Source organism: Streptomyces sp. NPDC048361 (assembly GCF_040651795.1).
Lineage (GTDB): Bacteria > Actinomycetota > Actinomycetes > Streptomycetales > Streptomycetaceae > Streptomyces.
In genome coordinates this window covers 39,256-62,227 of the sequence record NZ_JBEZKW010000004.1, presented here as the reverse complement: position 1 = coordinate 62,227, position 22,972 = coordinate 39,256, and the positions used below count along the sequence as shown (strand labels likewise).

Here is a 22,972-nt window from a genome sequence, read left to right as displayed (position 1 = left end):
GGCGAGGTGTCATCGTGAACGAACCGCTCCCCGGCCGGCTCGGATCCTTCCCCTCCCGCGCCGCCCCCTCGCCCTACGGACAGAGTTCCTCCAGCCTCGCCGACATCCTGGAACGCGTCCTCGACAAGGGCATCGTCATAGCCGGGGACATCCGTATCAACCTCCTCGACATAGAGCTGCTGACGATCAAACTGCGCATCCTCATCGCCTCCGTCGACAAGGCGAAAGAGATGGGCATCGACTGGTGGGAGCACGACCCGTCACTGTCCTCCCGGCACACCGGCAGCCCCCTCGAACAGGAGAACCGCCGCCTGCGGGCCGAACTGGAACAACTACGCGGTACGAGCCCCGACACCCCGCGTGACGCGGTAGCCGACAGTTTCGACGCCGGCACCTTCGACGAGGCGCCCCAGGACGACGACGGCGGACCTGCGCAAAGGCGAAGGCGATGAACGACGATGGGAGCACCCTCACCTACGTGTACGCAGCGGCGTACCTCACCGATGCCCTGCGCGAGACCTTCACGGATCTCCGCGGCGTCTACGGTGCGACGGTCCACCCGCTGACCGAGTCACCCACGACCGCCCCCGACGCCTCCCACCCACCTCTGGCCTTCGTCGCAGGCCATGTCCCGGCCGACGACTTCAACGAACACGACCTGAAGATCCACTTCGAGGACCTTCAGTGGCTGGAGGACGTCGCACGAGCCCATCACGACGTCGTACAGGCACTCGCCACCCACGCCACGGTCCTGCCCCTGCGCATGGCCACCGTCTACCAGGACGACGACCGAGCCCGCCAGGCTCTGCGCCGGCAGCACACGCCCTTCACCGAACGGCTCGCCCAGCTTGACGCCCACACCGAATTCGGCGTCAAGATCTACCTCGCCCCCCTCGCCGACCAGCCTGAGGAAGGGCACGCCGCCGACGAGCAGGCCGCGGTCCGCACCACCACACCCGGCAAGGCGTATCTGCAACGGCGCAAGGCCCAGCACCATGCCGTCGAAGCCCGTTACGGCCAGGCCCAGCAGGCCGCGGCGGCACTGGAGGCCATCGCCTCCCACTACGCCACCCACCGTGTGAGCCACCCCGTTCAGAGCGGCGCCCTGAACGGCCCGGCGGAAAACGTCCTCAACGACGCCTACCTCGTTCCCGTCCAGGACGCACAGCACTTCAAGACTGCCGTCGAGGAAGCCGCGCACACCTTCGACGGCATCCACGTCGAAGTCACCGGTCCGTGGGCCCCGTACTCCTTCGCGATGCCGCCCTCCGAAACGGGAGGGCACGCAGCCTCGGGCCAGGACCAGCGCCCATGAGCATCGCGCACCGCGAGGAACCGCTGCCCGGCCGCCAGGTCGCGCTGGTGGACCTCCTTGACCGACTGCTCAGCGGCGGCGTCGTCATCACCGGCGACATCGTCCTGTCCATCGCCGACATCGACCTCGTCCGCATATCGCTGCGCGCACTCATCGTGTCCGTGAGCTCCGAGACATCCGCCGCCACCGCGGAGAGGGGCCCTCACGATGAGTGAGGAACGATCCGCCCCGCGAGCCGACGCACACCTGCACGACGTCGGTGACGCGATGTCCCACGCGTTCCGCCTCCTTCAGGCGCCCCCCACGCACGACGAACCGTCGCCGCGGCCCGCCCGCCGCCTCTACACCGACCGCGACACGGTGGAAGAGGACCTCCTCAAACTCGTCCTGACCCTTGTGGAACTCCTACGCCAGCTCATCGAACGCCAAGCCCTGCGTCGTGTGGAGGCGGGAGGCCTCTCGGACGAACAGGAAGAGGAGCTGGGAGCCACCCTCATGGCGCTCCACGATCGCCTCTCCGACCTGTGCGCGGAACACGGCTACGCGCTGGAAGACCTCAACCTGGACCTCGGCCCCCTCGGGCCCCTGCTCCCGCCCCGCACCTGACCGGGCGGCCGCCCCGCAAGGCCGGCCCCGGGCACCAGTCGGTCCCTGCTTCCCCCCCCCCGTCCCTGCTTCCCCCCCGTCCCTGCTTCCCCCCCGTCCCTGACTCCCCCCGTCCCTGACTCCCTCCTTCCGTCCCTCCTTCCCCCCGTCCCTCCGGCCGGTTCGCCCCTCGGCGCCGATGCACGCAGGATGGAATCGTCCAGAAAAGGATGCCCGTCCCGCGGCGGTCGTCCCGTACGACCGATTGCGAGCGCTTCGATAAGCTGTCCGTCGACCGGCTCGACCGACCCAACCGACTCGACCGACCCACTGGTATGAGAGGCAGGTACCGTGCCCGAGTCACGCCCGCTCGACCTGGCAGCGCTGGACGCCCACTGGCGTGCGGCGAACTACCTGGCCGTCGGCCAGATCTACCTGATGGCCAACCCGCTGCTGACCGAACCGCTGCGACCCGAACACATCAAGCCGCGCCTGCTCGGCCACTGGGGTACGTCGCCCGGGCTCAACCTCGTCCACACCCACCTCAACCGGGTCATCAAGCAACGCGGCCTCGACGCGCTCTGCATCTGGGGCCCGGGCCACGGCGGCCCTGCCGTCCTCGCCAACTCCTGGCTGGAGGGCACCTATACGGGGACCTACCCGGACATCACCCGGGACGCGGCGGGCATGGAGAAGCTGTTCCGGCAGTTCTCCTTCCCCGGCGGGGTGCCCAGCCATGTCGCGCCCGAGACACCCGGCTCGATCCACGAAGGCGGCGAACTCGGCTACTCCCTCGCACACGCCTACGGGGCCGCCCTCGACAACCCGGACCTGCTGGTCACCTGTGTGATCGGCGACGGGGAGGCCGAGACCGGCCCGCTCGCCGCCTCCTGGCACTCCAACAAGTTCCTTGACCCCGTCCACGACGGAGCCGTCCTGCCGATCCTGCACCTCAACGGTTACAAGATCGCCAACCCGACGGTACTCTCGCGTCTGCCGGAGGCCGAACTGGACGCCCTGCTACGGGGGTTCGGGCATGACCCGGCCTACGTCACCGGCTCCGACCCGCACGAGGTCCACCACGCCATGGCCCACGCCATGGACCAGGCCCTCGACCGCATCGCCGCACTCCAGCACACCGCCCGCACCGATGGCGTCGGCGCCCGTGCCCCCTGGCCCCTGATCGTGCTGCGCACCCCCAAGGGCTGGACCGGTCCTGCGACCGTGGACGGTGTGCCGGTCGAGGGAACGTGGCGCTCCCACCAGGTGCCGCTCGCAGGAGTACGCGAAAACCCGGAGCATCTACGGCAGTTGGAGGCATGGCTGCGCTCCTATCGGCCCGATGAGCTCTTCGACGCCGACGGCCGCCCCACCTCCCAAGTCCTCGACTGCGTGCCCGAGGGCGACCGCCGCCTGGGCGCGACCCCGCATGCCAATGGCGGTCTGCTCACCCGTGCGCTGCCCCTCCCTCCTCTCGACGAGTTCGCCGTGCCCGTGGGCAAACCCGGTGCCACCCTGCACGAGCCGACCCGGGTGCTGGGCGGGTTGCTCGCGCAGATCATGGCCGACACCACCGAGCGCCGCGACTTCCGCGTCGTCGGCCCGGACGAGACCGCCTCCAACCGTCTGTCCGCGCTCTTCGAGGCGACCGGCAAGGCCTGGCAGGCCGAGACCCTGCCCACCGACGAGGATCTGGCGACCGACGGCAGGGTCATGGAGATCCTCTCCGAGCACACCTGCCAGGGCTGGCTTGAGGGCTACACCCTCACGGGCCGGCACGGGCTCTTCTCCTGCTACGAGGCGTTCGTCCACATCGTCGACTCGATGGTCAACCAGCACATCAAGTGGCTCAAGACCGCGCGCCGACTGCCCTGGCGGGCGCCGGTCCCCTCCCTCAACTACCTGCTCACCTCGCACGTGTGGCGCCAGGACCACAACGGCTTCTCGCACCAGGACCCCGGCTTCGTCGACCACGTACTCAACAAGAGTCCCGAGGTCGTACGGGTCTACCTGCCCCCGGACGCCAACACCCTGCTCTCGGTCGCCGACCACGTCCTCGCCTCCCGCGACTACGTGAACGTGATCGTGGCGGGCAAGCAGCCCTGCTTCGACTGGCTCTCCATGGACGAGGCCCGGGCCCACTGCGCCCGCGGCGCCGGCATCTGGGAGTGGGCCGGCACCGACGACGGAAGCCGGACACCCGACGTGGTGCTGGGCTGCGCCGGAGACGTACCCACGCAGGAAGTCCTGGCGGCCGCCTCCCTGCTCCGCCGCCACCTGCCCGAGCTCGCCGTCCGCGTCGTGAACGTCGTCGACATGACGCGGCTGCTGCCCCACGAGGAACACCCGCACGGCATGACCGAGCCGGAGTACGACGCGCTGTTCACCCCGGACAAGCCGGTCATCTTCGCCTACCACGGCTACCCGTGGCTGGTACACCGCCTCGCCTACCGCCGCACCGGCCATCCCCAGCTCCATGTGCGCGGCTACAAGGAGGCCGGCACCACCACCACGCCGTTCGACATGGTCGTGCGCAATGACCTGGATCGGTTCCGACTGGTCATGGACGTCATCGACCGGGTCCCCGGGCTCGCCGTCCGCGCCGCGGCCGTTCGCCAGACCATGGTCGACGCCCGGACCCGCCACCACGCCTGGATCCGCGAACACGGCACCGACCTGCCCGAGGTCGCCGACTGGACCTGGACGGATTAGCCGCGCGGCTGGTCTTGAAGATCCGTACCGGCGTGTCCGTGCCCGTGACCGCTCATGTCAGTGGGCGGTCCAGCCCCCGTCCAGTACGAGGTTGGCGCCGGTCATGTAGGAGGAGCGCGGGGAGGCCAGGAACAGTGCTGCCTCCGCCGCTTCTTCCGGTGTGCCGAGCCGTTTGAGAAGCGTGCGGTCTTCGAACGCGCGTCGTCGCGCCTCCGCGTCGCCCGTCGCGTCCAGGGCGGTCTGCAGCAACGCGGTGAGGATGACGCCGGGGCTGAGGGCGTTCACCCTGATCCCGTCCGCGGCGTGCTCCACCGCGAGGGCCCGGGTCAACTGCACGACGCCGGCTTTGGACGCGGAGTAGGCCGCCACGTTCTCCGAGCCCGTGAGAGCCAGCTCGGATGCCACATTCACTATGACGCCGCCGTTCCCGTACCCGCGCATTGCGGCAATCGCGTGCTTAGCGCACAGGAAGACACCCCTCAGGTTCACGCCCATGAGCGCGTCCCACTCCTCGACGGTCGTGTCGAGCACGGGCTTGGAGAACTCGACCCCGGCGTTGTTGACGAGGACGTCGAGCCGGCCGAGCTCGTCCCCGACCCGCTGCATCAGCGCGACGACGTCGTCCTCGCGACTCACGTCGGCGGTGACCGCCTGCGCGCGTCCGCCGTCCCGCTCGATCAGCGCGACGGTCTCGGCAAGCGGGCCGGCGCTCTCGCCGGCGGCGACGACGGTGGCGCCGTCCCTGGCGAGGCGCCGCGCCATGGCGCGACCCAGGCCACTGCCGGCCCCGGTGATGACGACGGTCTTGCCTTCCAGTTGCATGCGGCCGCTACTTTCTCTTCGGGTTCCGCTCGGGTTCGGGTTCCGCTCGGGTTCGGGTTCCGGCTCGGGTTCGGGTTCGGGTGCCGGCTCGGGCGTGGTGTGGGTGGTGGCTGGTCGTGGGCGCTCCGGTGCCCGCCGTTGGTCCGCGCGCGATACGTGTCCGTCGCGGGAACTCCCCCTCATTTCTGGCCCGGCCCGCGGTATCCATCCCCTTCCTTCGACCCTCGCTTCAGGGCCTTCGTGCCCTGGGGGAGGGGCCGGTGGGCCCGTTCTGGCCAGACGACACCTACGTACGTCCGCTCATCACCGTGCCCACGACTTGGCCGCGCCGGTGCGGCGCGGCCAAGTCGGCGGCGAACGGCACGAGGTGCGACCCAGAATGCCTGCGGATTCCGCGGGCCGTCCATGTCGAGAACGTGCGACCGGCGGCGTCCCAGGGACAGCAGCGCCCCACGGCCAGGACCGGCCGCACAGGGCACAAGCACCAGCACAGTACAAGTACAAGTACAAGTACAAGGAGAGAGCAGCATGGCCATTCGGCGGATGGACAATGTCGGGATCGTCGTCGAGGACATGGAGGCCGCCATCGCGTTCTTCGTGGAGCTCGGGATGGAACTGGAGGGCAGGGCCGAGGTCGCGGGCCTCGTCGCCGACCAGTGCACCGGACTCGACGGCGTCCGCTGCGACATCGCGATGGTACGGACCCCGGACGGCCACAGCCGGATCGAGCTGGCGAAGTACCGCAGCCCGGCGCCGATCAGCGCGGGCCCGCGCAACGCGCCGCACAACATTCTGGGCACGCACCGCGTCATGTTCGCCGTCGACGACCTTGAGGACACGGTGGCCCGGCTGCGCCCTCACGGCGCCGAACTCGTCGGCGAGATCGCCCGGTTCGAGGACAGCTATCTGCTCTGTTACCTCCGTGGACCGGACGGCATCATCGTGGGACTGGCCGAGCAACTGCGCTGACCAGCAACTGTCCGGCCGAGCAGCTGCCCCGACGAGCAACTGCCCCGACGAGCCGACGAGCCGACGAGCCCACGGCGAGCCCGCAACGCATCCCTAGTCTCCGCCGTCTCCGCCGCCGCTGTCCCCGCCCCCATCGCCGCCGCCCCCATCGCCGTCGCCCCCGTCTCCGCCGTCGGAGCCCCAGCCGTCCGAGCCACCCGCTTCGTTGTCCTCGCCGCCGCTGCCCAGATTGCTGAACCAGGGACGGTCCCACGCATCGTCGGTGGCGACCGGCTCCCCTGCGCGGGTGGGCGTGTGCTGGAGGCGGAAGCGGGCCGTGCCCGTCGTGTCACCCAGGCCGAAGGCGGCGGCGAACGCATGGGCCATGACGGCGTCCAGCGGATCCGGACTCTCGTAGTGCACCGGCGCCAAGGGCAGCAGCACCGTGTCGGGGTCGGGGGCGGGGCGTCGCGGCGGACGTCGTATAAGGGCGACGCGCTGCTCGTCGCGCAGCAGCAAGGAGCTCATGAGGTCCGCCCGTCGCAGCTCCCAGACACCCTGGGGCAGCCGCACCTGTGCGTAGCTCTTGGACTTGCGCAGCTTCTTCTTCAGGACGAGGGCAGCCGGTACGTCCCCGACCGTCAGCTGTAGCCCCTGCGCCTGGTCGGCGCTTCTGCTCAGGAAGCCGAGGGGAGCCCGCAGCCGTACGGGTGGAGCGCTCGGCCCCCACACGTCCACGCGCATCAGCCGGCGATCCACCGCCACGGCGATCCGGCCGGCCGGGCCGGGAGCGTACCGGCGGGCCATCCACAGCGGCACGCCCACCGCCCTGGCCTGCTCGGCCAGCACATCGAGCTGCGCGGGACCGCCACAGTGCCGTACCGCCACTTCACCAAGTCGTTGGGCGAACTCCGCCGCCCGGCGCACCTTCACGACGGTGGTCGTCCCGGTGACGCGCGTGACCGGGACGACGCCGCTGCCTGAGGCCAGTTGGTCCAGCGGACGTTCCGTACCGCCGCCGCCGAGCCAGTGGCCGCGCCGGAACACCTCGGCCATGGCCGGCAGGTTCAACTCGGTCAGCGGCGTGACGTGGCCGCCGCGCCGCAGCTCCTCCTCGGTGAGCTCGACTGTCCGCGCCAGCGGATTCCACGATCGTTCCGTATAGAGCGTCTGGCTCATGCGACCCCCCGTATCCGTGCAGTTCAGCGACCGAGCCTATGCGAGCCCGGGGACACGTTCGAACGGCCGTCGGGGCGCCCGTACGCCCGAGTGGGCCCGGGACCCGTTCGTACGAGCCCCTCGGGGCGCCGTACGCCCGACAGGAGGGAGCATGCGGTATTCAGACGGGGTGGAAACCGAACGGCTGACCTTCGACGGATGGATCGCCGCTGTAGGAACGGAGTCGGGCACCCGTGTCGTCGTCGGCCACTGGCCCCGGTCCCCGTTCGGCTCGTTCAGCGACGTCATGGTGGAGCACGCCGATGGATGGCGGACGCTCCTGGCACCGACGGCGGAGACGGCCGCGTACGTCTCCGCCGTCTACCACTTCGACGACGTCCGGAGCGTCGCGGTGACGGTGGTCGTGCGCGAGGGTGTGTGGGAGGTCGCGGCGGGCCCCCTGGACCTGCGTTTCGAGGTCGGGCGCAGGGGAGCTCTCGGCCTTGCCCTGCGGGCGGTCCCGCGACCGTTGGTTCGGAGCCCGCTGTGGGCGACCGTCGCCGACGTCCCCGCCCGGCTGATGGCCGGCGTTCGCACCCGGGGCAGCTCCCGCCCGGGGTATCGCCAGTGGTACGCGGCCGGTGACCTGCGGCCGATCGTCGCTGCCCAGGTACGGCTCGGCGGCAGCGATCTCGGGCCGCTCGCGCCCGTCTCCCCACCGGTGCGTTTCGGCTTCGGCTCCGCTCCTGCCGCACCCGCCCTGGTCCGGGTCGTCTCGACCGTTGAGCACGTGGGTCCGGCCTGAGCTCAGATTCACCCGGATGGCCCTGTACGGGTGGTCGACGCCATCGGCGGGGCGGAGTGTCGGTCACACGTCGAGACCACCGACATGCTTGGCCGAGGAGGCTGTCATGGCCCAGACCGCACCCCCGCCCGGGGGACCGACACCCACCACACCCGCATCCACCACCCGTCCCGACCACGGCGCGGGAGGCTGGGCGAGCGGCGGCGTCGTCTTCGCCGGGGTCTTGCTGTTCGTCGACGGAGTGCTGGCCGTGCTCAACGGCATCGCCGGTATCGCCAAGGACGACGTGTACGCACGCATCGGCGGCTACACCTACGAGTTCAACCTGACGACCTGGGGCTGGATCCACTTGGTCATCGGTGTCCTGCTCATCGTCACCGGCGCAGGCATCCTCAGGGGCGCCGCATGGGCCCGCGCGCTCGGCGTCGGCATGGCGGCACTGAGCATCGTCGCGAACTTCATCTGGCTGCCCTACCAGCCCATCTGGGCCGTCATCGCCATCGCGATCGGTGTCTTCGTGATCTGGTCGCTGCTCACGGACCGGCCCAGGACCGCACACTGACCCTCGACTTCCGACGTCAGGCATGGCGTGGAGTTTGCTGTGGTGGGCACCCGCCCTTCACAAGCCGCCCCACGAAGAGAGAGCTCCGTGCCTGAAGCAGTCCCGCGCGGGAGCGGAAGACGCGTCAACGCCGCTGCCACGCTGAAGTCGTTGGGCAGTCATCTGCGTGCGACCGCAGTGGCGATGTGGAACGACAACGTCTCCGACTGTGCGGCCGCCCTGACCTATTACGCCGTACTCGCCCTGGTGCCGGCGCTCTTGGTCGCTGTCTCCGTCATCGGGCTGGCCGCACCCCAGGCGACGGGTCGTTTGATCGACGAGCTGACCTCGTATGCACCGGCGCAGTCGGCCGGCGCCCTGCGCGACGCGTTGCGGGAGATGACCGCGGCGCAGTCCGCTGTGTGGCTGCTGGTCGTCACCGGGTCGGTAAGTGCCCTGTGGTCGGCGGCGAGTTATCTGGCGGTCTTCCGCCGCGCCCTGCACTCCATGAACCAGTTGCCGGACCGCCGTCCCGCCCTGCGTACCGCGCACACCATCGTCGCCACCGCGCTTGTTCTGCTCGCTCTGCTCCTCACCGGGTCGGCCGCGATCGTGGTCTCGGGGCCTCTCGACCGCAGGGCCGCGGCGTTGCTGGGCGTGGGCAGTCTGGGGACGTGGCCCGTGCTGCGCTGGCCGGTCATGTTGTGTGTGGTCACGGTCCTGGTCCTCGTGCTTTTCCGTACCGGACCGGCTGAGGTGCGAGGCGTGCGCCGCAACCTGGCGGGGGGTGTGGTCGCCGTGGTGCTCTGGTTCGCGGCGTCCGCGGGGTTCGCGCTCTACGCCGGCCACTTTGCTTCGTACACCCGCCTGTACGGGTCGCTGGCCGGCGTGGTGGTGTTCCTCGTTTGGCTGTGGTTCAGCAACCTGGCGCTGCTCTCGGGAGCCCAGTTCAACGCCGTACGCGGCCGCGACCCGGGCGGCGTACCGGACCCGACTGAGGTGACGTCGGAGCCGAAGCCGAAGCCGCAGGACCATCGCTAGTACTCCAGCTGTAGATCGTGATCTCCATGTCGGGGATGCGGCTCGCCGCCGGTAGCGACTGGTGCGTGATCGTGCCTGGCGGCGGCGCCAGTTGGACCAGGCAATCAGGTGGGCCACGGTGCTGCTTCGGCGAGGTCGACGACGGCCCAGTCGTAGAACCGTTGTCCCTTCGCGCCGCGCCCGGCTGAGAGCTTCTGCCAGACCCGCTTCGGCACCTTCCGCGCCAGGGTACCGGCGCGGAAGGTGCCTGCGCCGGTGGGCACTTCGGTCGAGCAGGCCACCGCGAGGACATGGCCGGTGCCGCGTACCTCAAGAGCCCGTACGGAGTCTTGGGCTGCCACCGTAGACCTCGTCCCCGTAACCCAGCCGACGTGGTGTCCGGCGTCCAAGTACCGTTCGATCATCGTGCGGGCCAGGTCGGGCTTGGTCGCGAAGACGGTGTCCTGGCCGAGGCCGGCTGCCTGGCAGCGGTCCGGGCCGCACATCCAAGCGCGTGGGATGTACAGCTCCCGGTCCACCGCCGCGTGCCCGCGCGTCCCGGCGTAGACCGCGACCCGGGAGTCCTCGATTCGTCCAGCCGTTCCGGTGTACTGGCGCTGGACCCCGACCGTGGGGGTGCCCTTCTTCACGTCGCCGGTCTCATCGACCACCAGGACCGCGGCCTCGTCATAGAGGTGCTCGACGACGTGTTCGCGCACGTCGTCACGGACTCCATCGGCGTCCCAGACGGCTCGGCACAGCAGATGCCGCATGCCGTGCGGGCTGGACTCCCCGACCCATTCCGCGATACAAGTCACGATGATCAACAGCGGCCGCGCCCGTCTCCGCACCGGGCCCGGCCGGCACCATCACGCACTACGAGCGTTCGGTGAGCAACTCCGCCAGACGGTCGGCAAAATCGGTGAGCCAGTCCAGCCGAGGTCCACTGCGGGCGATACGGAACCCGTGACGGCGACCCCAGAAAGCAGCCTGGACAGCATGGAACTGCGCCCACCGCTGGATGCATCCGCGGTCGAGTTCCGCGGCCTCGGCAAAGACGTCCAAGACACGGTCGACTGCCTTGCGCAGGTCATCCGCCTCCAGAAGCGTCAGCGCGCGGGACTTGAGCAATGTGCCGCCGTCGTAAGCCGGATCTCCCGCATACCCCTTGGGGTCGACGGCCAGCCACGGCTCGCGGCTGGCACGCAGGATGTTCCGGGCATGCAGGTCGCCGTGGATGAGGGTGTCCGGCTGGGCCCGACCCAGCTCCCGAACGGTCGCCACGGCGGCATCCAGCACCTGGCGCGGCAATGCATGCGGCAGCTCCTCGGCATCCATGCACAACTGCTCCCCCCAGGCGTCGGCCTGCTCACGCAGCCGGGGCAGACCGGGCGGTGCGGGGATGGCCAGGCGGCGATTGAGCCGCCCGGCGACTGTCACCACCTCGTCGCCGTCCTCGACCTCCGCCAGAGTCGACGGCTGAACCCGCTCCAGCAGCATCGCAAACCGCTCGTCGTCGCGCTCATGCAGCAGCACGGCACCGCACCCGGCCCACGCAACGAACGCATCCGGCTCATGGACGTTGCCGGGATGGGGAAATGACACCTTCAGCACGGCGCTCTCCCCAGCATGCCGCCGTACCGGAACGATGACGCCAACGCCTCCGTGCATGACCTCGCCATCCGGCACGCACCGCCAGCGCCCCAGCAACTCCTCCACGATCCCGGGCAGCTCGGCGAGCCACGCCGCCCCGGCCTCCCCCTCTCGGTCGACGGTGCTCTGCGCGAACTCCGATGGCATCGCGATCATCCCGGCACCCTACGCGCCAGACCACCACAGCCACCAAGCCCAAGGCGGCCGCTCCCGCCGCCCGGCAGACCCCGCACTATGAAGATCGCGATCTACAGCTGGAGTACCAGTCCTGGTTAGCGGACTGAGCGCGCTCGCCGAAAGGTATTCCCGGGCAATCGCCCATGACCGTTCGGGCACTGTTGTCCCGACCGTCAAAATGAATGTTTCGCGCGGACGTACATGAACGCCAGAACGCGCGCGGACAAAGAAAAGCGGAACCATTGACAACGCTCGGCGTGGCCCGCTTCACTTCCCCTCAGCGGTCGGTGACTGGAAATGAACACGCCTCGGGTGTGTGAATAGACGGTCTCTGTGCTGCGGTTCACATCCGGAAATCAACGAGAGGAAGGGATTAATCATGTCGAAGATTATCGCCGCCCTGCGTGCCAAGAAGAGCGAGCCGAGCCTGAAGCAGGCCGCCTGGTACTTCTGGTACTAAACCGAAGGCCAATCCTGGGCCCGCACACGAGGCAGGCCGACTGAATTTCGGTCAGTCGCGTGTGCGGGCCCTCCGCATTTCATTTCCGGAGCGCTCCGTATGCCACCCGTCATGACCCGCCCCAGCCGCCGCACCACGGTTTTCGCCCCTCGTCTGCAGGCCTTGCTCGACGAACACCTCGGCAAGGACCTCGTCCGCCTCGAACCCGACACCATAGGCGTCGCCGGGGCGGAACTCTCCGACCGCATCCTTGCCGCGCGACGGGCGACGGAGACCGAACGGCCCACCTTCAAGCCCCTGCACGGCCGGTCGATCTCCAAGGCGGAGGCCTCGTCGGTGATGCGCACGGTCGGCAGGGACGTCCGTGCCGCGCTCGAGCAGCCCGAGCCGCTGCCGGAGCGAACCGATCTGTCCGGGCCCTGGCCGATCACCGGGCACCGGTTCCTGAGCGCCCTCGTGCTGCGTGACGACCCGTACCGGCTACGGATCCTCATGTCCCGCACGCTGGAGATCGACCCCAGACTCACCTGGAGCACCATCGTGGCTGGCGCCGCCCTGCCCCGCCGGCCGGCCCCGGGGCCCCAACTGACACACCTGGCCAACCTGTTCGCCGAGGCGCGGACCTACGACGACCGGCGCTATGCGATGGGCATCTACCGGCGCGCGGCCGCGCCCGTCTGCTTCACGGTCTCCACGCTGGTCGCCAACGCCCTCTGGCTCGGCTCGCCCTTCGACGACGACGTGTCCAACCGCGACATCCTTCTTGAGGCGATGCGGTTGCTGCCCCCGTCGTGGAACCTGCTGCGCAACCGCTCACCGGAGTACCCGGCCATCGACGACCGCATCGGGCTCGGGGACGACCTGCTGATGCTGCCGCTCCTCACCCATCGCGACCCCGCCCTGTGGGACGCGCCCAACGATTTCCGGCCCGAACGCTGGGGCGGCCTCGACCCGGACAACACCTCCGGCTACATGCCGTTCGGGCATGTATCGGAGCGCTGCTGGGGCCGCCACATGGTGATGCCGTTGGCCGAACTGCTCCTGGACCACATACGGCGCACCGGCCTTGTGGTGGCTCCGGGCCAGCGGACCGCCGACGTACCGCTGGTGGGACTGCTCGGTGTGAAGACCGTCCGCATCGGCCACCGCAGCAAGGTCCGCCATGCCTGAGATCGAGACATCCGCCGCCCCCGGCATGCGGACCCTCGCCCCGGAGTTCTTCGACCACCCCCACGCCACCTACCGCGCGTGGCGGGAAGGGGGCGGGCCGCGCCAAGCCCGCTATCCCGGCCCGGCCCCGGTGGAGGGATGGGTCGTCACCTCGTACGCCGACGCGAAGGAACTCCTGGCCGATCAGCGGCTCTCCAAGAACGGCGCGGTGCAGAGATTCGGGCACCATGTGGGGCTCACCCAAGGCCCCGGCAGTGCTCTGTTCAGCCACATGCTCAATACCGATCCACCGCACCACACCCGCCTGCGCAAGCTCGTACAGAAGGCGTTCACCCAGCGGCGCACCGCGACGCTGCGCCCCGCGATCGAGACCCATGTGGCGCGGCTCATGGACGCGTGGGAAGGGCGGGACGACGTCGAGTTGATCAGCGAGTTCGCGCTGCCGCTGCCCCTGGCCGTCGTGTTCGACCTCTTCGGCGCCTCGGACGCCGACCACGAGACCCTCCAGGTCCGTGGCAACACGCTCGACGGCGGTCAGGGCGACGGCGAGGTGTCGGTGTTCACCGCCGACTCCATGCTCGGCTACCTCCGGGCGCTGCTCGCCCTCAAACGCGAGGAGCCCGACGACGGGCTGCTTTCCGCGCTGGTCGAGGCGCGCGCGGAGGGGGAGGAAGCACTCAGCGAGGACGAGATCACCTCGATGGCGTTCCTGCTGGTGATCGCGGGCCATCAGACCACGGTCAATCTGATCGCCAACGGCATCCACACCCTGCTGACCCACCCCGATCAACTCGCCCTCCTGCGCGCCGACATGACCCTCATGCCCGGCGCCGTCGAAGAGCTCCTGCGGTACGAATCTCCGTCCGCCCTCGCCTCGTTGCGGTACGCCGCCGAACCGGTAGAGGTCGGCGAAGTAACCCTGGGAAAAGGCGAGTTCGTACACATCTCGCTGCTCGGCGCCAACCGAGACCCCCGGGTGTTCGCGGAACCCGACCGGTTCGACATCAGCCGCGAGAACGCCGCCAAGCACCTCGCCTTCGGCCACGGCATCCACCACTGCCTGGGCGCCCCGCTGGCCCGCCTCCAGGCCGAGATCGCCTTCACCCAGCTGCTGAGCCGCTATCCGGGTCTGCGCCTGAGCGAAGACCACGAGCCACGCTGGCAGGCCAACCCCCGCCACCGCGGCCTGCTTGCACTGCCCCTGCGCCTGACGTAGTCCTGGGGTCGCCCTGCGCCTGACGTGGTCCCCGGTGGGTCCCAGGTAGGTCCAGGGCGGTGGGGCCAGTGCGAAGGTCCGCCCGGGGGTGGTCGGCTTTGAGGCGGTGTCGGGAGTGCCGACTGGCGAGCCGGTCCGGATGACGCGACTCTGGAAGAGCGGGCCGGTTCCTTTTGCTGTCTCCCGGGAGCGAGTTCTCTCATGCCTGGAATCTCTCTGGCCATCGGTGGCGACGAGCTTGCTCTTGAACTCAAGGATGCGCTCAAGGCGTACCTGGCCAAAGACGATCGCGTAGGCAAGATTGTCGATGTCGGCACGGATCCCGACAACCCGTCCTCTTACGTGCGGGTCGGTATTGACGTGGCGACCCTGGTGCAGTCCGGCGAGGTCGAGCGGGCCGTGGTCCTTTGTGGCAGCGGTACGGGAGTGGCGATGGCCGCGGGGAAGGTGCCGGGCGTGCGCGCGGTGCTGGCGGACAATCTGCTGGCCGCGAAGGCAGCGGTGGAGATAGACAATGCCCCGATCATCGCCATGGGCGGTCAGGTCGTCGGGCCCGGCTTGGCAAAACAACTGCTCGACGTGTGGCTGGACGCCCGCTTCGACCCCGACGGGGAGTGGGCGGCCTCCTCGAAAGAGCTTGACGCTTACGAGGCATCCCGCAAGGAGAAATAGCCGGGCTTCCTTGGCGCTCTCGTCTTACAGGGGCGTGGCCCGGCGCTGTGACCTCAAGCGGGTCGTACGGTGCGGGGTCCGGCGCAGTGGGCGCCGTGGGCCTTGACGCGTTCGCGCAGCTCGCGGTCGGCGGTCACCACCGTGCAGGGCCGGCCGGAGTGAGCGGCGGCGAGTTCCACGATGCGGTCGTCCCCGCTGCCGGGCGCGGACTCGACCCGCACGCCGGGCACGGACTCGACGCCCCGGGCGGCCCCCTCGACGACGAGGATGACCTCCTCGTCGGCGTCCCGCAGAGCGAGGAGATCCCGCAGCCGTTCGGCGGCGCCCCTGCGGTCGCGCCACCACCCGTCGGGCACCGACCCGACGACGTTCGCGGCATCGACGATCAGGACCGGGCGCACACCCATGACGCCTCCCCCTGGCCGCACCGGGCCTGACATGGGGCGGTGCCCATCACTCCCATCACGCTCCTGATCATGTGGCGTGATTGTGCCATGCCGCGCCCGCCGGGTCGGGCAGGTGGAGCGAACTGGGCCCTGGGTGAAGGGGGCTCGCGATCGTTTCGTAGCTGTTTGAGGTCGAGACGTTTGTCCAGGCGGCCACCGCATTCCCTCTCCTGATCGCCTTGGCTCATCTGGGGGCGCCAGTGCGTGAACTGGCCGACACCGGCCCCTACTTGGGTAGCCTCCTTGCGGACTGCGCATCCGACCGGGAGGGGAGCCCGCCATGTCCGACCGCGAGCCTGTCGAGATCCTGGAGTTCTCCGACGACCTGCATTCCTCTGATACGGAGCCGCTACGCGAGTTCCTGCGCGCCCGGCTGACCGAGCTCGCGGAACGGCAGGAGGAGGGCAGCGATGCGGCCTGGGCCGCCTTACGGCTCCGGCAGAGCACGGACCGTACCGCTCTGTGCCTCTCCGATCTGCTGACCGGCTGGGGCATGGAGGTGGTCGAGGGACGTACCAACGAGCCCGGGCTCACCCAACGGCTGCGCCAGGACGTCCAGATGTGGTGGAACGAACTGTGCCTGACCGCTGCCCAGTTCTCCGAACACCCCGACTACCTTCGCCGCTGGCGCTGCCTGAAGCACCTGTGCCTTGAGTTCGCCGAATGGAGCGAGCACTGGAACGACGGTTTCTCCTCGGGCACTTACCAGGACGGCGCTCACCCCTGACCGGTGGGCGACGGCGTCACGGTCAGTGCGGTGCGTGCCAGTCCGCGTAGCCAGGCGTGCGCATGGTCGGTGTCGTATCGCTGATGCCACGACAGGTACACCGGCGCCGACGGCAGTTCGAGCGGGAGTGGGAGTACGACCAGGCCGAGGTCGGCGGCTGATCGCGTGGTGGCCTCGGGGACGCTGACCAGGAGATCGGAGTCGCGCGCGAACTCCAGCGCCGCCGCTTCCGTGGGCGCGGCGGCCACCACACGGCGGGTGAGTCCGAGCCGCGCCAGGGCATCGTCGAGCGCATTGCTGAGGTTTCCGCGCCGCGACACGGTGACGTGTTCCGCGGCGGCGTAGCTCTGCGCGGTGACGGTTTTGAGGCGGGTGAGGGGATGTCCGTTCCTCACGACGACGACGAGGCGGGTCTCGCCCACCTTATCGGCATGGATGTCCGGGGCGCTCGGACGGTTGGCGTTCGCCTCCAGGTCGACCTCGCCGCGCCTCAACTCGACGGTGTCGACGGTCGATTCCGCGACGAAGCGCAAACGCACACCCGGCGCCTGTGCGCGTACGGCCGCCAGCAGTGCGGGGCCGCTCAGGGCCACCAGGGAGTCGTGCCAGCGGAGGGTGAAGGTGCGCTCCAGCGTGGCCAGATCGAGTTCACGGCTCGGTGCCAGCACGCCGTGGACCTGGTGCAGCAGCTCGTGCACCTGCTCCCGGACGGCGACCGCGTACGGCGTCGGGGTCATCGTGCGGCCCGTGCGCACCAGGATCTCGTCCCCGGTCGTACGCCGGATCCGCCCCAGGCTCCGGCTCATCGCGGGGGCGGTGACGTGCAGGCGCGCCGCCGCCCCGGCCACGCTCCCCTCCTCGAGCAGCGCGTCGAACGCGGCGAGCAGATTCAAATCCAATTGCATGGGAGTAACTCTACGCGTGCTTGACATGCATTTGAAGTTAACTGTGGGGCTCTATACCTTCGAGAGCAGAGCGCACGGCGGGAACGCCCGCCCGGCGCAACCGGCCCCATCACCCCTTCCTCATACGGGAGTTCCACCATGTCCGAAACGCTCCAGACCACCGACATCGCCGCTCTTGACGCCGATCTGCTCCGCGAGACGGCGAGTGCCGTACGCGCGGCGGGTACGGCGCTGCGCGAGCGCTTCGGTGACGTGGTCCGCCACGAGACGCGCGACGAGCTGATGCGCGCGCTCGCCGCCAATGACGACACGGCCCTCAACATCCTGCGCCCCCGCCTCACTCGGCTGCGTCCGCAAGCCGGCTGGGTGGAGGACGAGTTGGACGGCGGGGCGCTGCCGGCGGGGGAGTGGTGGGTCGTCGATCCGGCCGAAGGAAACGTCAACCACCTGCATGCCCTGCCGGATTGGGCGGTGACCGCCACCCTGGTGCGGGAGAACCAGCCGGTGCTCACCGTGGTCCACCTGCCGTTGACCGGCGAGACCTACACCGCGCTCAGGGGAGCCGGCGCCCACCTCGACGGCCGGCCGTTGCGCGTCTCCCCGACGGCGGACCTCGGTCTGAGCATCGTGGCCACCAGCCAGGCCCGGCCGGACGAGGACGAGAGGGTCGTGCGGCGCGTCGGCTCCTCGATCACGGCGATGCTCTTCGACGCGCTTGTCGTCCGCACCTCCGTACCCGCCACCCTGCATCTGGTGAACGTGGCCGCCGGCCGCATCGACGTCTTCTGGCAGTTCGCCGGAGCTCGGGCCGACCTGCTGCCCGGGGCGCTGCTCGTCACCGAGGCCGGTGGCCGGATCTCCGACGCCGAGGGCCGGCCCTGGACCCCGCAGAGCGACAGCTTCCTGGCCGCCGCACCCGGTGTCCAAGCCGAGGCCGTCGCCACGCTCACGCGCTGACGCCGCACCCCCAACCGGAACACCTGGCAGCCCACACTCATCGAAGGAAGCAGAGCATCATGACCACGATCGCAGTTCTCGGAAACGGACGCGTCGGCGGCAATCTGGCCGCAGCCCTCATCCGCGCAGGCCATGAGGTGACCGTGGCGGACCGCACGCCGGGTGCGGCCGCCGACGCGGCCCGCGGGGCCCAGATCATCATCAACGCCACCCCGGGCGCCGGCTCGCTGGAGCGACTCACGGCCCTGCGTGCGGAGTTGGGCGGCAAGATCCTCGTCGACGTCTCCAACGCCACCATCGACGGACCCGACGGACTCCCCGCCGACCTGATCCACCCCGGATCGAGCCTCGCCGAGCAACTCCAGGAAGCGCTCCCCGAAACGCACGTCGTCAAGACACTCAACACCATGCTCTTCCCGGTGATGACCGCGCCGGCCACGCTCACCCAGGCGCCCGACGCCTTCCTCTCCGGCGACGACCCCGAGGCCAAGGCGACCGTCCGTGCCCTGCTCATCGAACTCGGCTGGCACGAGGAGTGGATCACTGACCTCGGGGGAATCCGAACCGCGCGCGCCACGGAGGCGGCGATCCTGTTCGTACCGCACGTGATCCGCTCCAGCGGGTTCGCGCCCTTCGCGATCTCGATCGCCCGCTGACCGGCCCGGTACTCCCCGGCGTCGGCGCCCCTTGACACCTTCGGTACCGGAATCATCACTTGGCGGCCCTGTGCGGAAGCGCGACGGACGGCCCAGGCCGGCTGGTGTCGCCTGTGTCCATTTCTCATGGTCTGTGGCGTCTACGGTAAAAGCGTGCATATGGACCACCGCCTACCCGTCGCCCACCCGTCGCCTGCCCGTCCCGAAGACGAGACGGTGCAATGGCGGAAGATGTGCGGTGCATGGCGTGTAATCGTCGTGATCGGGATGTGCGGCTCAGAGACGTTCCGGCCGAAAGCACATGCGGAGTTCAGGCCACACGCTCCCGGCACGGTTCGTTTTCGGCCTTTCGATTCGCTCGAACAGCTCCTGCGCGCTCTCGGGTGACTGCGCAGTTCGCGCCCCGGATGCGGCCCGGCATGTCGGCCACGCCGCACCGAACGAAATCAGCCGAGACAGGTTGTCCGGAGAGGTCCCGTGCGCTGAGCTGTTTGTCGCCGAATCGGCGGGGAACTCGCGCAGCAGCGGGCCCGGCCATGGTCTTCTACGCACTGCCACACCGCATCAATGCGTCTTGATGGCTATGCAAACAACACGTCAAAGTTGCTTTGCGTCAAAAAAGGTGGGGTTGCGTTGGAACGAGCCTTGTGTGGAGACTGTGGCTGAGTTTGGATGGAGCGAAGCCGTGCAAGATACCTGAATTTCGCCAACCCTGGCCTTACCGAGCGGTAAATATGTACCGTCACGTTCGCGTTCCGGGGTTGGGTTCTACTGTCTGGCCGAGTACTGGTGGGGCGCACGCGTGACCGTCACGCGCAAGCAACGCCGAGGGGGATATGTCATGCCGGGTGGAGTTGTCGCGTGGAATGCGCGCCGCGACAGTCAGGAATGCCGCGACAGTCAGGAATGCATCGACGCGTCGCGCAGGAAGTGTTGACTCCGCTCATAGGAGATCCGCACGGTAATTCCTGCGCCCCGAGAGGCATTGGTCAGCGCACGCTACGCGGGTCAATCGCCGCCGGAACGGGTCGCCGGCCCGGCGGGGCCCATCGCGCCGACGGACCCTCGCGCCCGCCCTCCGAATGACACCCCGAACCGCCCTGCCGTAGTTCCCTGCCGCGCGCGTACGCGGAAGGGCCGTGTCCGTGTGCCGTAGCCGAGGAGTAATGGTGTCCACCGACCAGAAGACGAGCGGTGCCTTTCTGCTGGACGAGTTACCCGGAGTCTGGCGCGACCTGCGCGCGGGCGGCCCGGTGCGGCACGACGACCGGCAGGGCGTCCTGCAGGTCGTGGACCACGAGACTGCCTCCATCGTGCTCGCCGACCCGGCGACCTACTCCTCCGACCTCTCCTCCCTCGCCCCCACGCAGGAGGACTTCGCGACCTTCACCCAGGGGAACTTCGTGGGGATGGACCCGCCGGAGCACCGCAAACTGCGTGCACTGGTGAGCCAGGCCTTCACCCCGCGCGTCGTCCAGGGACTGGAGCCGCGCATCGAGGCCGTGTGCGACCGGCTGCTGGGTTCCGTCGAGGACCGCGACCGCTTCGACCTCGTCGACACCCTGGCGTATCCGCTGCCCATCATCATCATCGCGGAGCTGCTGGGCATCCCGGCCGAAGAGCACCGCACCTTCCAGGACTGGGCGAGCGTCCTGTTCGGAGGTGATCAGCTCGGCGAGGCACCCGACATGGCCGACCTGGAACGGGCCCTGGCCGCGATCGCTCCCACGGTCCGCGAGATGAACAGTTACATGCTCGACCACATACGGTCTCGCCGGGCTGCTCCCGGTTCCGATCTGACCAGCAGACTCATCTCCGCCGAAGTGGACGGTGTCCGGCTCACCGACCAGGAGATGGTCGGCTTCGTGGCGCTGCTCCTCGTGGCAGGACACATCACGACCACCGCTCTGCTCGGCAACGCCGTCGTCACCTTCGACCGCCACCCCGAGGCGGACGCCGCACTGCGCAAGGACCCGGACCGGATTCCCGCGGCCGTCGAGGAGGTGCTGCGCTGGCTGCCCCCCTTCCCCGAGCTGGGGCGCCGCGTCACCCGGCCCGTGGTCCTCGGCGGTCACGAACTGCCCGCCGACAGCATGGTGATGACCCACCTCGGCGCCGCCAACCGCGACCCCGCGCGGTTCGAGCAGCCCGACGTGTTCCTCGCCGACCGTCACCCCAACCCGCACCTGACCTTCGGGCACGGCATCCACTTCTGTTTCGGTGCCCCCCTGGCCCGGCTGGAGGCCAGGATCGCGCTGCGGATGCTGCATGAACGTTTCCGCTCTCTGGCGATCCCGTCGTACGACGACATCGTCCTGCAGAATCCGGCCGTGCTCATCGGCGTACGGCACCTGCCCGTGGAAGTCGGCAGGACCTAGCGCCTGCCGGTACGTCCGCGCACCGACCCGGCCCGGCACCGCTCGCCTCGGCCGGAAAAGCCACCCGTGCAAGAGGAAACTCACTGGGGAGCGCCTTTCTCATGCCCTACTCCGTCCCCTCCGTCCCGGCCGTCCCCTGCGCGCCGGGTCAGCTCCGCCAAGACCTGCAGAACAGACTCGACGCCCTTGCCGCGACGCACGGGGTGCCCGGCGCCCAGCTGGCCCTCGCCACCGGCACGCAGACCGTCTCACTGCACACCGGGATCGCCGACGCGGCCACCGGAACGCCGTTCACACCGGACACCGCCGTCGCCCTCGGCTCGCTCACCAAGCCGTACACCGCCGCTCTGGTGCTTCTCCTCGTCGACGACGGCGACCTCGATCTGGACGAGCCCGTCGCCGACCACCTGACCGCCCTGCGCGGCTTACCGGAGGTGACGATACGTCACCTCCTCAGCCACACCGGCGGATTGCCCACGGGGCCCGACTCCGACACCGCTTCGGCGACCTTCGGCGCCCGCTACCTCTCCTCGCTGTGCACCCCGGACCAGGCGCTGTTCCCGCCCGGCACCGACTTCTCCTACTCCAACGCCGGCTATGTGGCCGCAGGGTTGCTGGTCGAGGAGATCACCGGCATGCCGTGGCACGAAGCCGTTCGCGTGCTGCTCCTGGAGCCGTTGGGGACGTCGGCCGCGTTCATCGGCGACAGCACCGTCACCCGTCCCTGGGCCGCCGGGCACGCCGTCAACACCGCCACCGGCCGGGTCCGTCCCGTACAGCAGAATCTGGCCTCGCTCGAGGCCCCGGCCGGGGCTCTGATGGCCGGCGCCGACGATCTGGCCGCGTTCGGCAACGCGCTGATCGGCAGGTCCCACGTGCTGCCGCCCGCGGTCGCCAAGGGGATGCTTCGCGCGGAGCGCGCCGCCCGGCCCGGCGCCCTCGCCGACGGCTGGGGTCTGGGTATCGCCCACTATCGCCACGGCGAGGACCTGTGGTGCGGTCACGACGGCAACGCCCAGGGCACCTCCTGCCACCTCAGGGTCGACCCTTCGAGCGGCGTGGTCGTGGCCTTCACCGGCAACGCGGGCGGGGCCACCGCGTTGTGGCGCGAACTCGCCGCGGAACTGGAGGACTTGGCGGGCATACGAGTCCCGGCCGGGCCCGCCCCCGCCGAAGACCGGGGTCGCCCGGTCCGTCTGCCCGAGTGCTGGGGCACGTACCGCAACGGTGGCGCCGACTACCGCATCACCGGCGGGCCCGACGGTTCGCCGGTTCTCTCGATAAACGGTGACTTGGCGCTGCCGCTGGTCTGTTACTCCGACCTGACGTACGACCTGGTCGACCCGGACACCGGTCGCCGCGAGCCCGGCGGACGCTTCCACCGCGATCCCGTCACCGGCCGGATCGAGCGCGTCCAGGTATCCGGACGCACGGCGCGCCGTACCGACGACGGCTGAGCCCCGCAAGGCCGCTGCCGCCGGGCAGAACACAGTGCCCGGGCCGGCCGGACGCCGTCGGTCGATGACGGCCGCGCGCCCCGACGGCGGTCCGGCCGCCCGGCCTCACTGGCCGTCGTCCGGCCGCGCCCGCCGTGCGGCGCCCTCCCGGCCGACCGGCGCCCGGCAGCGCCCCGCGCACCCCACCCGCCG

23 protein-coding genes are annotated in these 22,972 nt (G+C 69.7%); 17 read left to right on the top strand and 6 right to left on the bottom strand.

Features of this window, described 5'->3' with window-relative positions; all coding sequences use genetic code 11:
* Positions 1-14: 14 nt before the first annotated feature.
* From AB0D31_RS03475 to AB0D31_RS03455, 5 genes are all read left to right on the top strand, one after another.
* Entirely contained in the window at positions 15-452 is a 438-nt protein-coding gene (locus AB0D31_RS03475; RefSeq protein WP_362716359.1) for a gas vesicle protein, read from the top strand.
* Positions 449-1,315, top strand: coding sequence for a GvpL/GvpF family gas vesicle protein (locus AB0D31_RS03470; protein ID WP_362716356.1), 867 nt, complete (start codon positions 449-451; stop codon positions 1,313-1,315). The genes AB0D31_RS03475 and AB0D31_RS03470 overlap by 4 nt, the downstream gene beginning before the upstream one ends.
* Positions 1,312-1,530 (top strand): gas vesicle protein, encoded by a 219-nt coding sequence (locus tag AB0D31_RS03465; RefSeq protein WP_362716353.1) that lies wholly within the window; start codon positions 1,312-1,314, stop codon positions 1,528-1,530. The genes AB0D31_RS03470 and AB0D31_RS03465 overlap by 4 nt, the downstream gene beginning before the upstream one ends.
* The gene (locus tag AB0D31_RS03460; protein ID WP_362716350.1) at positions 1,523-1,921 is read left to right on the top strand and encodes a gas vesicle protein K; all 399 of its coding nucleotides are present in this window, start codon (positions 1,523-1,525) and stop codon (positions 1,919-1,921) included. The genes AB0D31_RS03465 and AB0D31_RS03460 overlap by 8 nt, the downstream gene beginning before the upstream one ends.
* A gap of 330 nt (positions 1,922-2,251) precedes the next feature.
* The gene (locus AB0D31_RS03455) at positions 2,252-4,612 is read left to right on the top strand and encodes a phosphoketolase family protein (RefSeq protein ID WP_362716347.1); all 2,361 of its coding nucleotides are present in this window, start codon (positions 2,252-2,254) and stop codon (positions 4,610-4,612) included.
* A gap of 57 nt (positions 4,613-4,669) precedes the next feature.
* Here AB0D31_RS03455 and AB0D31_RS03450 read toward each other — a convergent pair whose 3' ends face one another.
* Positions 4,670-5,434, bottom strand: coding sequence for a glucose 1-dehydrogenase (locus AB0D31_RS03450; RefSeq protein ID WP_362716345.1), 765 nt, complete (start codon positions 5,432-5,434; stop codon positions 4,670-4,672).
* 528 nt (positions 5,435-5,962) lie between these two features.
* On the opposite strand from AB0D31_RS03450, the gene AB0D31_RS03445 reads away from it, so the two are divergent.
* On the top strand, positions 5,963-6,403 hold the full coding sequence (locus AB0D31_RS03445; RefSeq protein ID WP_362716342.1) for a VOC family protein: 441 nt from the start codon (positions 5,963-5,965) through the stop codon (positions 6,401-6,403).
* Positions 6,404-6,496: 93 nt separating this feature from the next.
* On the opposite strand, the gene AB0D31_RS03440 is transcribed toward AB0D31_RS03445, so the two are convergent.
* Positions 6,497-7,561: a hypothetical protein gene (locus AB0D31_RS03440; protein ID WP_362716339.1), complete on the bottom strand. Its 1,065-nt coding sequence runs from the start codon at positions 7,559-7,561 to the stop codon at positions 6,497-6,499.
* Between the two features lie 169 nt (positions 7,562-7,730).
* Here AB0D31_RS03440 and AB0D31_RS03435 point away from each other — a divergent pair, with 169 nt between their 5' ends.
* The 3 genes from AB0D31_RS03435 (at position 7,731) to AB0D31_RS03425 (ending at position 9,927) form a co-directional block, all read left to right on the top strand.
* Positions 7,731-8,345 (top strand): hypothetical protein, encoded by a 615-nt coding sequence (locus AB0D31_RS03435; protein ID WP_362716686.1) that lies wholly within the window; start codon positions 7,731-7,733, stop codon positions 8,343-8,345.
* 106 nt (positions 8,346-8,451) lie between these two features.
* Positions 8,452-8,907, top strand: a complete 456-nt coding sequence (locus AB0D31_RS03430) for a hypothetical protein (RefSeq protein WP_362716336.1) — start codon at positions 8,452-8,454, stop codon at positions 8,905-8,907.
* 141 nt (positions 8,908-9,048) lie between these two features.
* Complete coding sequence (locus tag AB0D31_RS03425; protein ID WP_362716683.1) at positions 9,049-9,927, top strand: YihY/virulence factor BrkB family protein; 879 nt, start codon at positions 9,049-9,051, stop codon at positions 9,925-9,927.
* 104 nt (positions 9,928-10,031) lie between these two features.
* Here the strand turns inward: AB0D31_RS03425 and AB0D31_RS03420 are convergent, their stop codons facing one another.
* Positions 10,032-10,724: an IS701 family transposase gene (locus AB0D31_RS03420; protein ID WP_362716334.1), complete on the bottom strand. Its 693-nt coding sequence runs from the start codon at positions 10,722-10,724 to the stop codon at positions 10,032-10,034.
* Between the two features lie 58 nt (positions 10,725-10,782).
* On the bottom strand, positions 10,783-11,715 hold the full coding sequence (locus AB0D31_RS03415) for an aminoglycoside phosphotransferase family protein (protein ID WP_362716331.1): 933 nt from the start codon (positions 11,713-11,715) through the stop codon (positions 10,783-10,785).
* A gap of 592 nt (positions 11,716-12,307) precedes the next feature.
* Between AB0D31_RS03415 and AB0D31_RS03410 the strand changes: the two genes are divergently transcribed.
* The 3 genes from AB0D31_RS03410 to AB0D31_RS03400 all read left to right on the top strand — a co-directional run bounded on the left by AB0D31_RS03410 (position 12,308) and on the right by AB0D31_RS03400 (position 15,254).
* On the top strand, positions 12,308-13,366 hold the full coding sequence (locus AB0D31_RS03410) for a cytochrome P450 (RefSeq protein ID WP_362716328.1): 1,059 nt from the start codon (positions 12,308-12,310) through the stop codon (positions 13,364-13,366).
* Positions 13,359-14,582: a cytochrome P450 gene (locus AB0D31_RS03405; RefSeq protein ID WP_362716325.1), complete on the top strand. Its 1,224-nt coding sequence runs from the start codon at positions 13,359-13,361 to the stop codon at positions 14,580-14,582. The genes AB0D31_RS03410 and AB0D31_RS03405 overlap by 8 nt, the downstream gene beginning before the upstream one ends.
* A 201-nt stretch (positions 14,583-14,783) precedes the next feature.
* The gene (locus AB0D31_RS03400) at positions 14,784-15,254 is read left to right on the top strand and encodes an RpiB/LacA/LacB family sugar-phosphate isomerase (RefSeq protein WP_362716322.1); all 471 of its coding nucleotides are present in this window, start codon (positions 14,784-14,786) and stop codon (positions 15,252-15,254) included.
* A gap of 53 nt (positions 15,255-15,307) precedes the next feature.
* On the opposite strand, the gene AB0D31_RS03395 is transcribed toward AB0D31_RS03400, so the two are convergent.
* Complete coding sequence (locus AB0D31_RS03395; protein WP_362716319.1) at positions 15,308-15,661, bottom strand: NTP pyrophosphohydrolase; 354 nt, start codon at positions 15,659-15,661, stop codon at positions 15,308-15,310.
* Positions 15,662-15,980: 319 nt separating this feature from the next.
* On the opposite strand from AB0D31_RS03395, the gene AB0D31_RS03390 reads away from it, so the two are divergent.
* A complete protein-coding gene (locus tag AB0D31_RS03390) occupies positions 15,981-16,427 on the top strand; it encodes a hypothetical protein (RefSeq protein WP_362716316.1) in 447 nt (148 codons plus the stop codon).
* On the opposite strand, the gene AB0D31_RS03385 is transcribed toward AB0D31_RS03390, so the two are convergent.
* A complete protein-coding gene (locus tag AB0D31_RS03385; RefSeq protein ID WP_362716313.1) occupies positions 16,418-17,332 on the bottom strand; it encodes a LysR family transcriptional regulator in 915 nt (304 codons plus the stop codon). The two genes, AB0D31_RS03390 and AB0D31_RS03385, sit on opposite strands and share 10 nt — an antisense overlap.
* Before the next feature lie 138 nt (positions 17,333-17,470).
* Between AB0D31_RS03385 and AB0D31_RS03380 the strand changes: the two genes are divergently transcribed.
* From AB0D31_RS03380 to AB0D31_RS03365, 4 genes are all read left to right on the top strand, one after another.
* A complete protein-coding gene (locus tag AB0D31_RS03380) occupies positions 17,471-18,289 on the top strand; it encodes a 3'(2'),5'-bisphosphate nucleotidase CysQ (protein WP_362716310.1) in 819 nt (272 codons plus the stop codon).
* Positions 18,290-18,348: 59 nt separating this feature from the next.
* A complete protein-coding gene (locus AB0D31_RS03375; protein WP_362716307.1) occupies positions 18,349-18,945 on the top strand; it encodes an NAD(P)-binding domain-containing protein in 597 nt (198 codons plus the stop codon).
* Positions 18,946-20,114: 1,169 nt separating this feature from the next.
* Positions 20,115-21,323 carry a cytochrome P450 gene (locus tag AB0D31_RS03370; protein WP_362716304.1) on the top strand — a complete coding sequence of 403 codons (1,209 nt, stop codon included), beginning with the start codon at positions 20,115-20,117 and terminating at the stop codon, positions 21,321-21,323.
* 101 nt (positions 21,324-21,424) lie between these two features.
* The gene (locus AB0D31_RS03365) at positions 21,425-22,780 is read left to right on the top strand and encodes a serine hydrolase domain-containing protein (RefSeq protein WP_362716301.1); all 1,356 of its coding nucleotides are present in this window, start codon (positions 21,425-21,427) and stop codon (positions 22,778-22,780) included.
* The last annotated feature ends 192 nt before the right edge of the window (positions 22,781-22,972 follow it).

What these genes read in the sequence shown, in the direction of transcription:
- AB0D31_RS03470 (WP_362716356.1), top strand. Translation starts at nt 449, where the DNA reads ATGAACGACGATGGGAGCACCCTCACCTACGTGTACGCAGCGGCGTAC.
- AB0D31_RS03465 (WP_362716353.1), top strand. Translation starts at nt 1,312, where the DNA reads ATGAGCATCGCGCACCGCGAGGAACCGCTGCCCGGCCGCCAGGTCGCG.
- AB0D31_RS03460 (WP_362716350.1), top strand. Translation starts at nt 1,523, where the DNA reads ATGAGTGAGGAACGATCCGCCCCGCGAGCCGACGCACACCTGCACGAC.
- AB0D31_RS03450 (WP_362716345.1), bottom strand. Translation starts at nt 5,434, where the DNA reads ATGCAACTGGAAGGCAAGACCGTCGTCATCACCGGGGCCGGCAGTGGC.
- AB0D31_RS03445 (WP_362716342.1), top strand. Translation starts at nt 5,963, where the DNA reads ATGGCCATTCGGCGGATGGACAATGTCGGGATCGTCGTCGAGGACATG.
- AB0D31_RS03440 (WP_362716339.1), bottom strand. Translation starts at nt 7,561, where the DNA reads ATGAGCCAGACGCTCTATACGGAACGATCGTGGAATCCGCTGGCGCGG.
- AB0D31_RS03430 (WP_362716336.1), top strand. Translation starts at nt 8,452, where the DNA reads ATGGCCCAGACCGCACCCCCGCCCGGGGGACCGACACCCACCACACCC.
- AB0D31_RS03415 (WP_362716331.1), bottom strand. Translation starts at nt 11,715, where the DNA reads ATGATCGCGATGCCATCGGAGTTCGCGCAGAGCACCGTCGACCGAGAG.
- AB0D31_RS03410 (WP_362716328.1), top strand. Translation starts at nt 12,308, where the DNA reads ATGACCCGCCCCAGCCGCCGCACCACGGTTTTCGCCCCTCGTCTGCAG.
- AB0D31_RS03405 (WP_362716325.1), top strand. Translation starts at nt 13,359, where the DNA reads ATGCCTGAGATCGAGACATCCGCCGCCCCCGGCATGCGGACCCTCGCC.
- AB0D31_RS03400 (WP_362716322.1), top strand. Translation starts at nt 14,784, where the DNA reads ATGCCTGGAATCTCTCTGGCCATCGGTGGCGACGAGCTTGCTCTTGAA.
- AB0D31_RS03395 (WP_362716319.1), bottom strand. Translation starts at nt 15,661, where the DNA reads ATGGGTGTGCGCCCGGTCCTGATCGTCGATGCCGCGAACGTCGTCGGG.
- AB0D31_RS03390 (WP_362716316.1), top strand. Translation starts at nt 15,981, where the DNA reads ATGTCCGACCGCGAGCCTGTCGAGATCCTGGAGTTCTCCGACGACCTG.
- AB0D31_RS03385 (WP_362716313.1), bottom strand. Translation starts at nt 17,332, where the DNA reads ATGCAATTGGATTTGAATCTGCTCGCCGCGTTCGACGCGCTGCTCGAG.
- AB0D31_RS03380 (WP_362716310.1), top strand. Translation starts at nt 17,471, where the DNA reads ATGTCCGAAACGCTCCAGACCACCGACATCGCCGCTCTTGACGCCGAT.
- AB0D31_RS03375 (WP_362716307.1), top strand. Translation starts at nt 18,349, where the DNA reads ATGACCACGATCGCAGTTCTCGGAAACGGACGCGTCGGCGGCAATCTG.
- AB0D31_RS03365 (WP_362716301.1), top strand. Translation starts at nt 21,425, where the DNA reads ATGCCCTACTCCGTCCCCTCCGTCCCGGCCGTCCCCTGCGCGCCGGGT.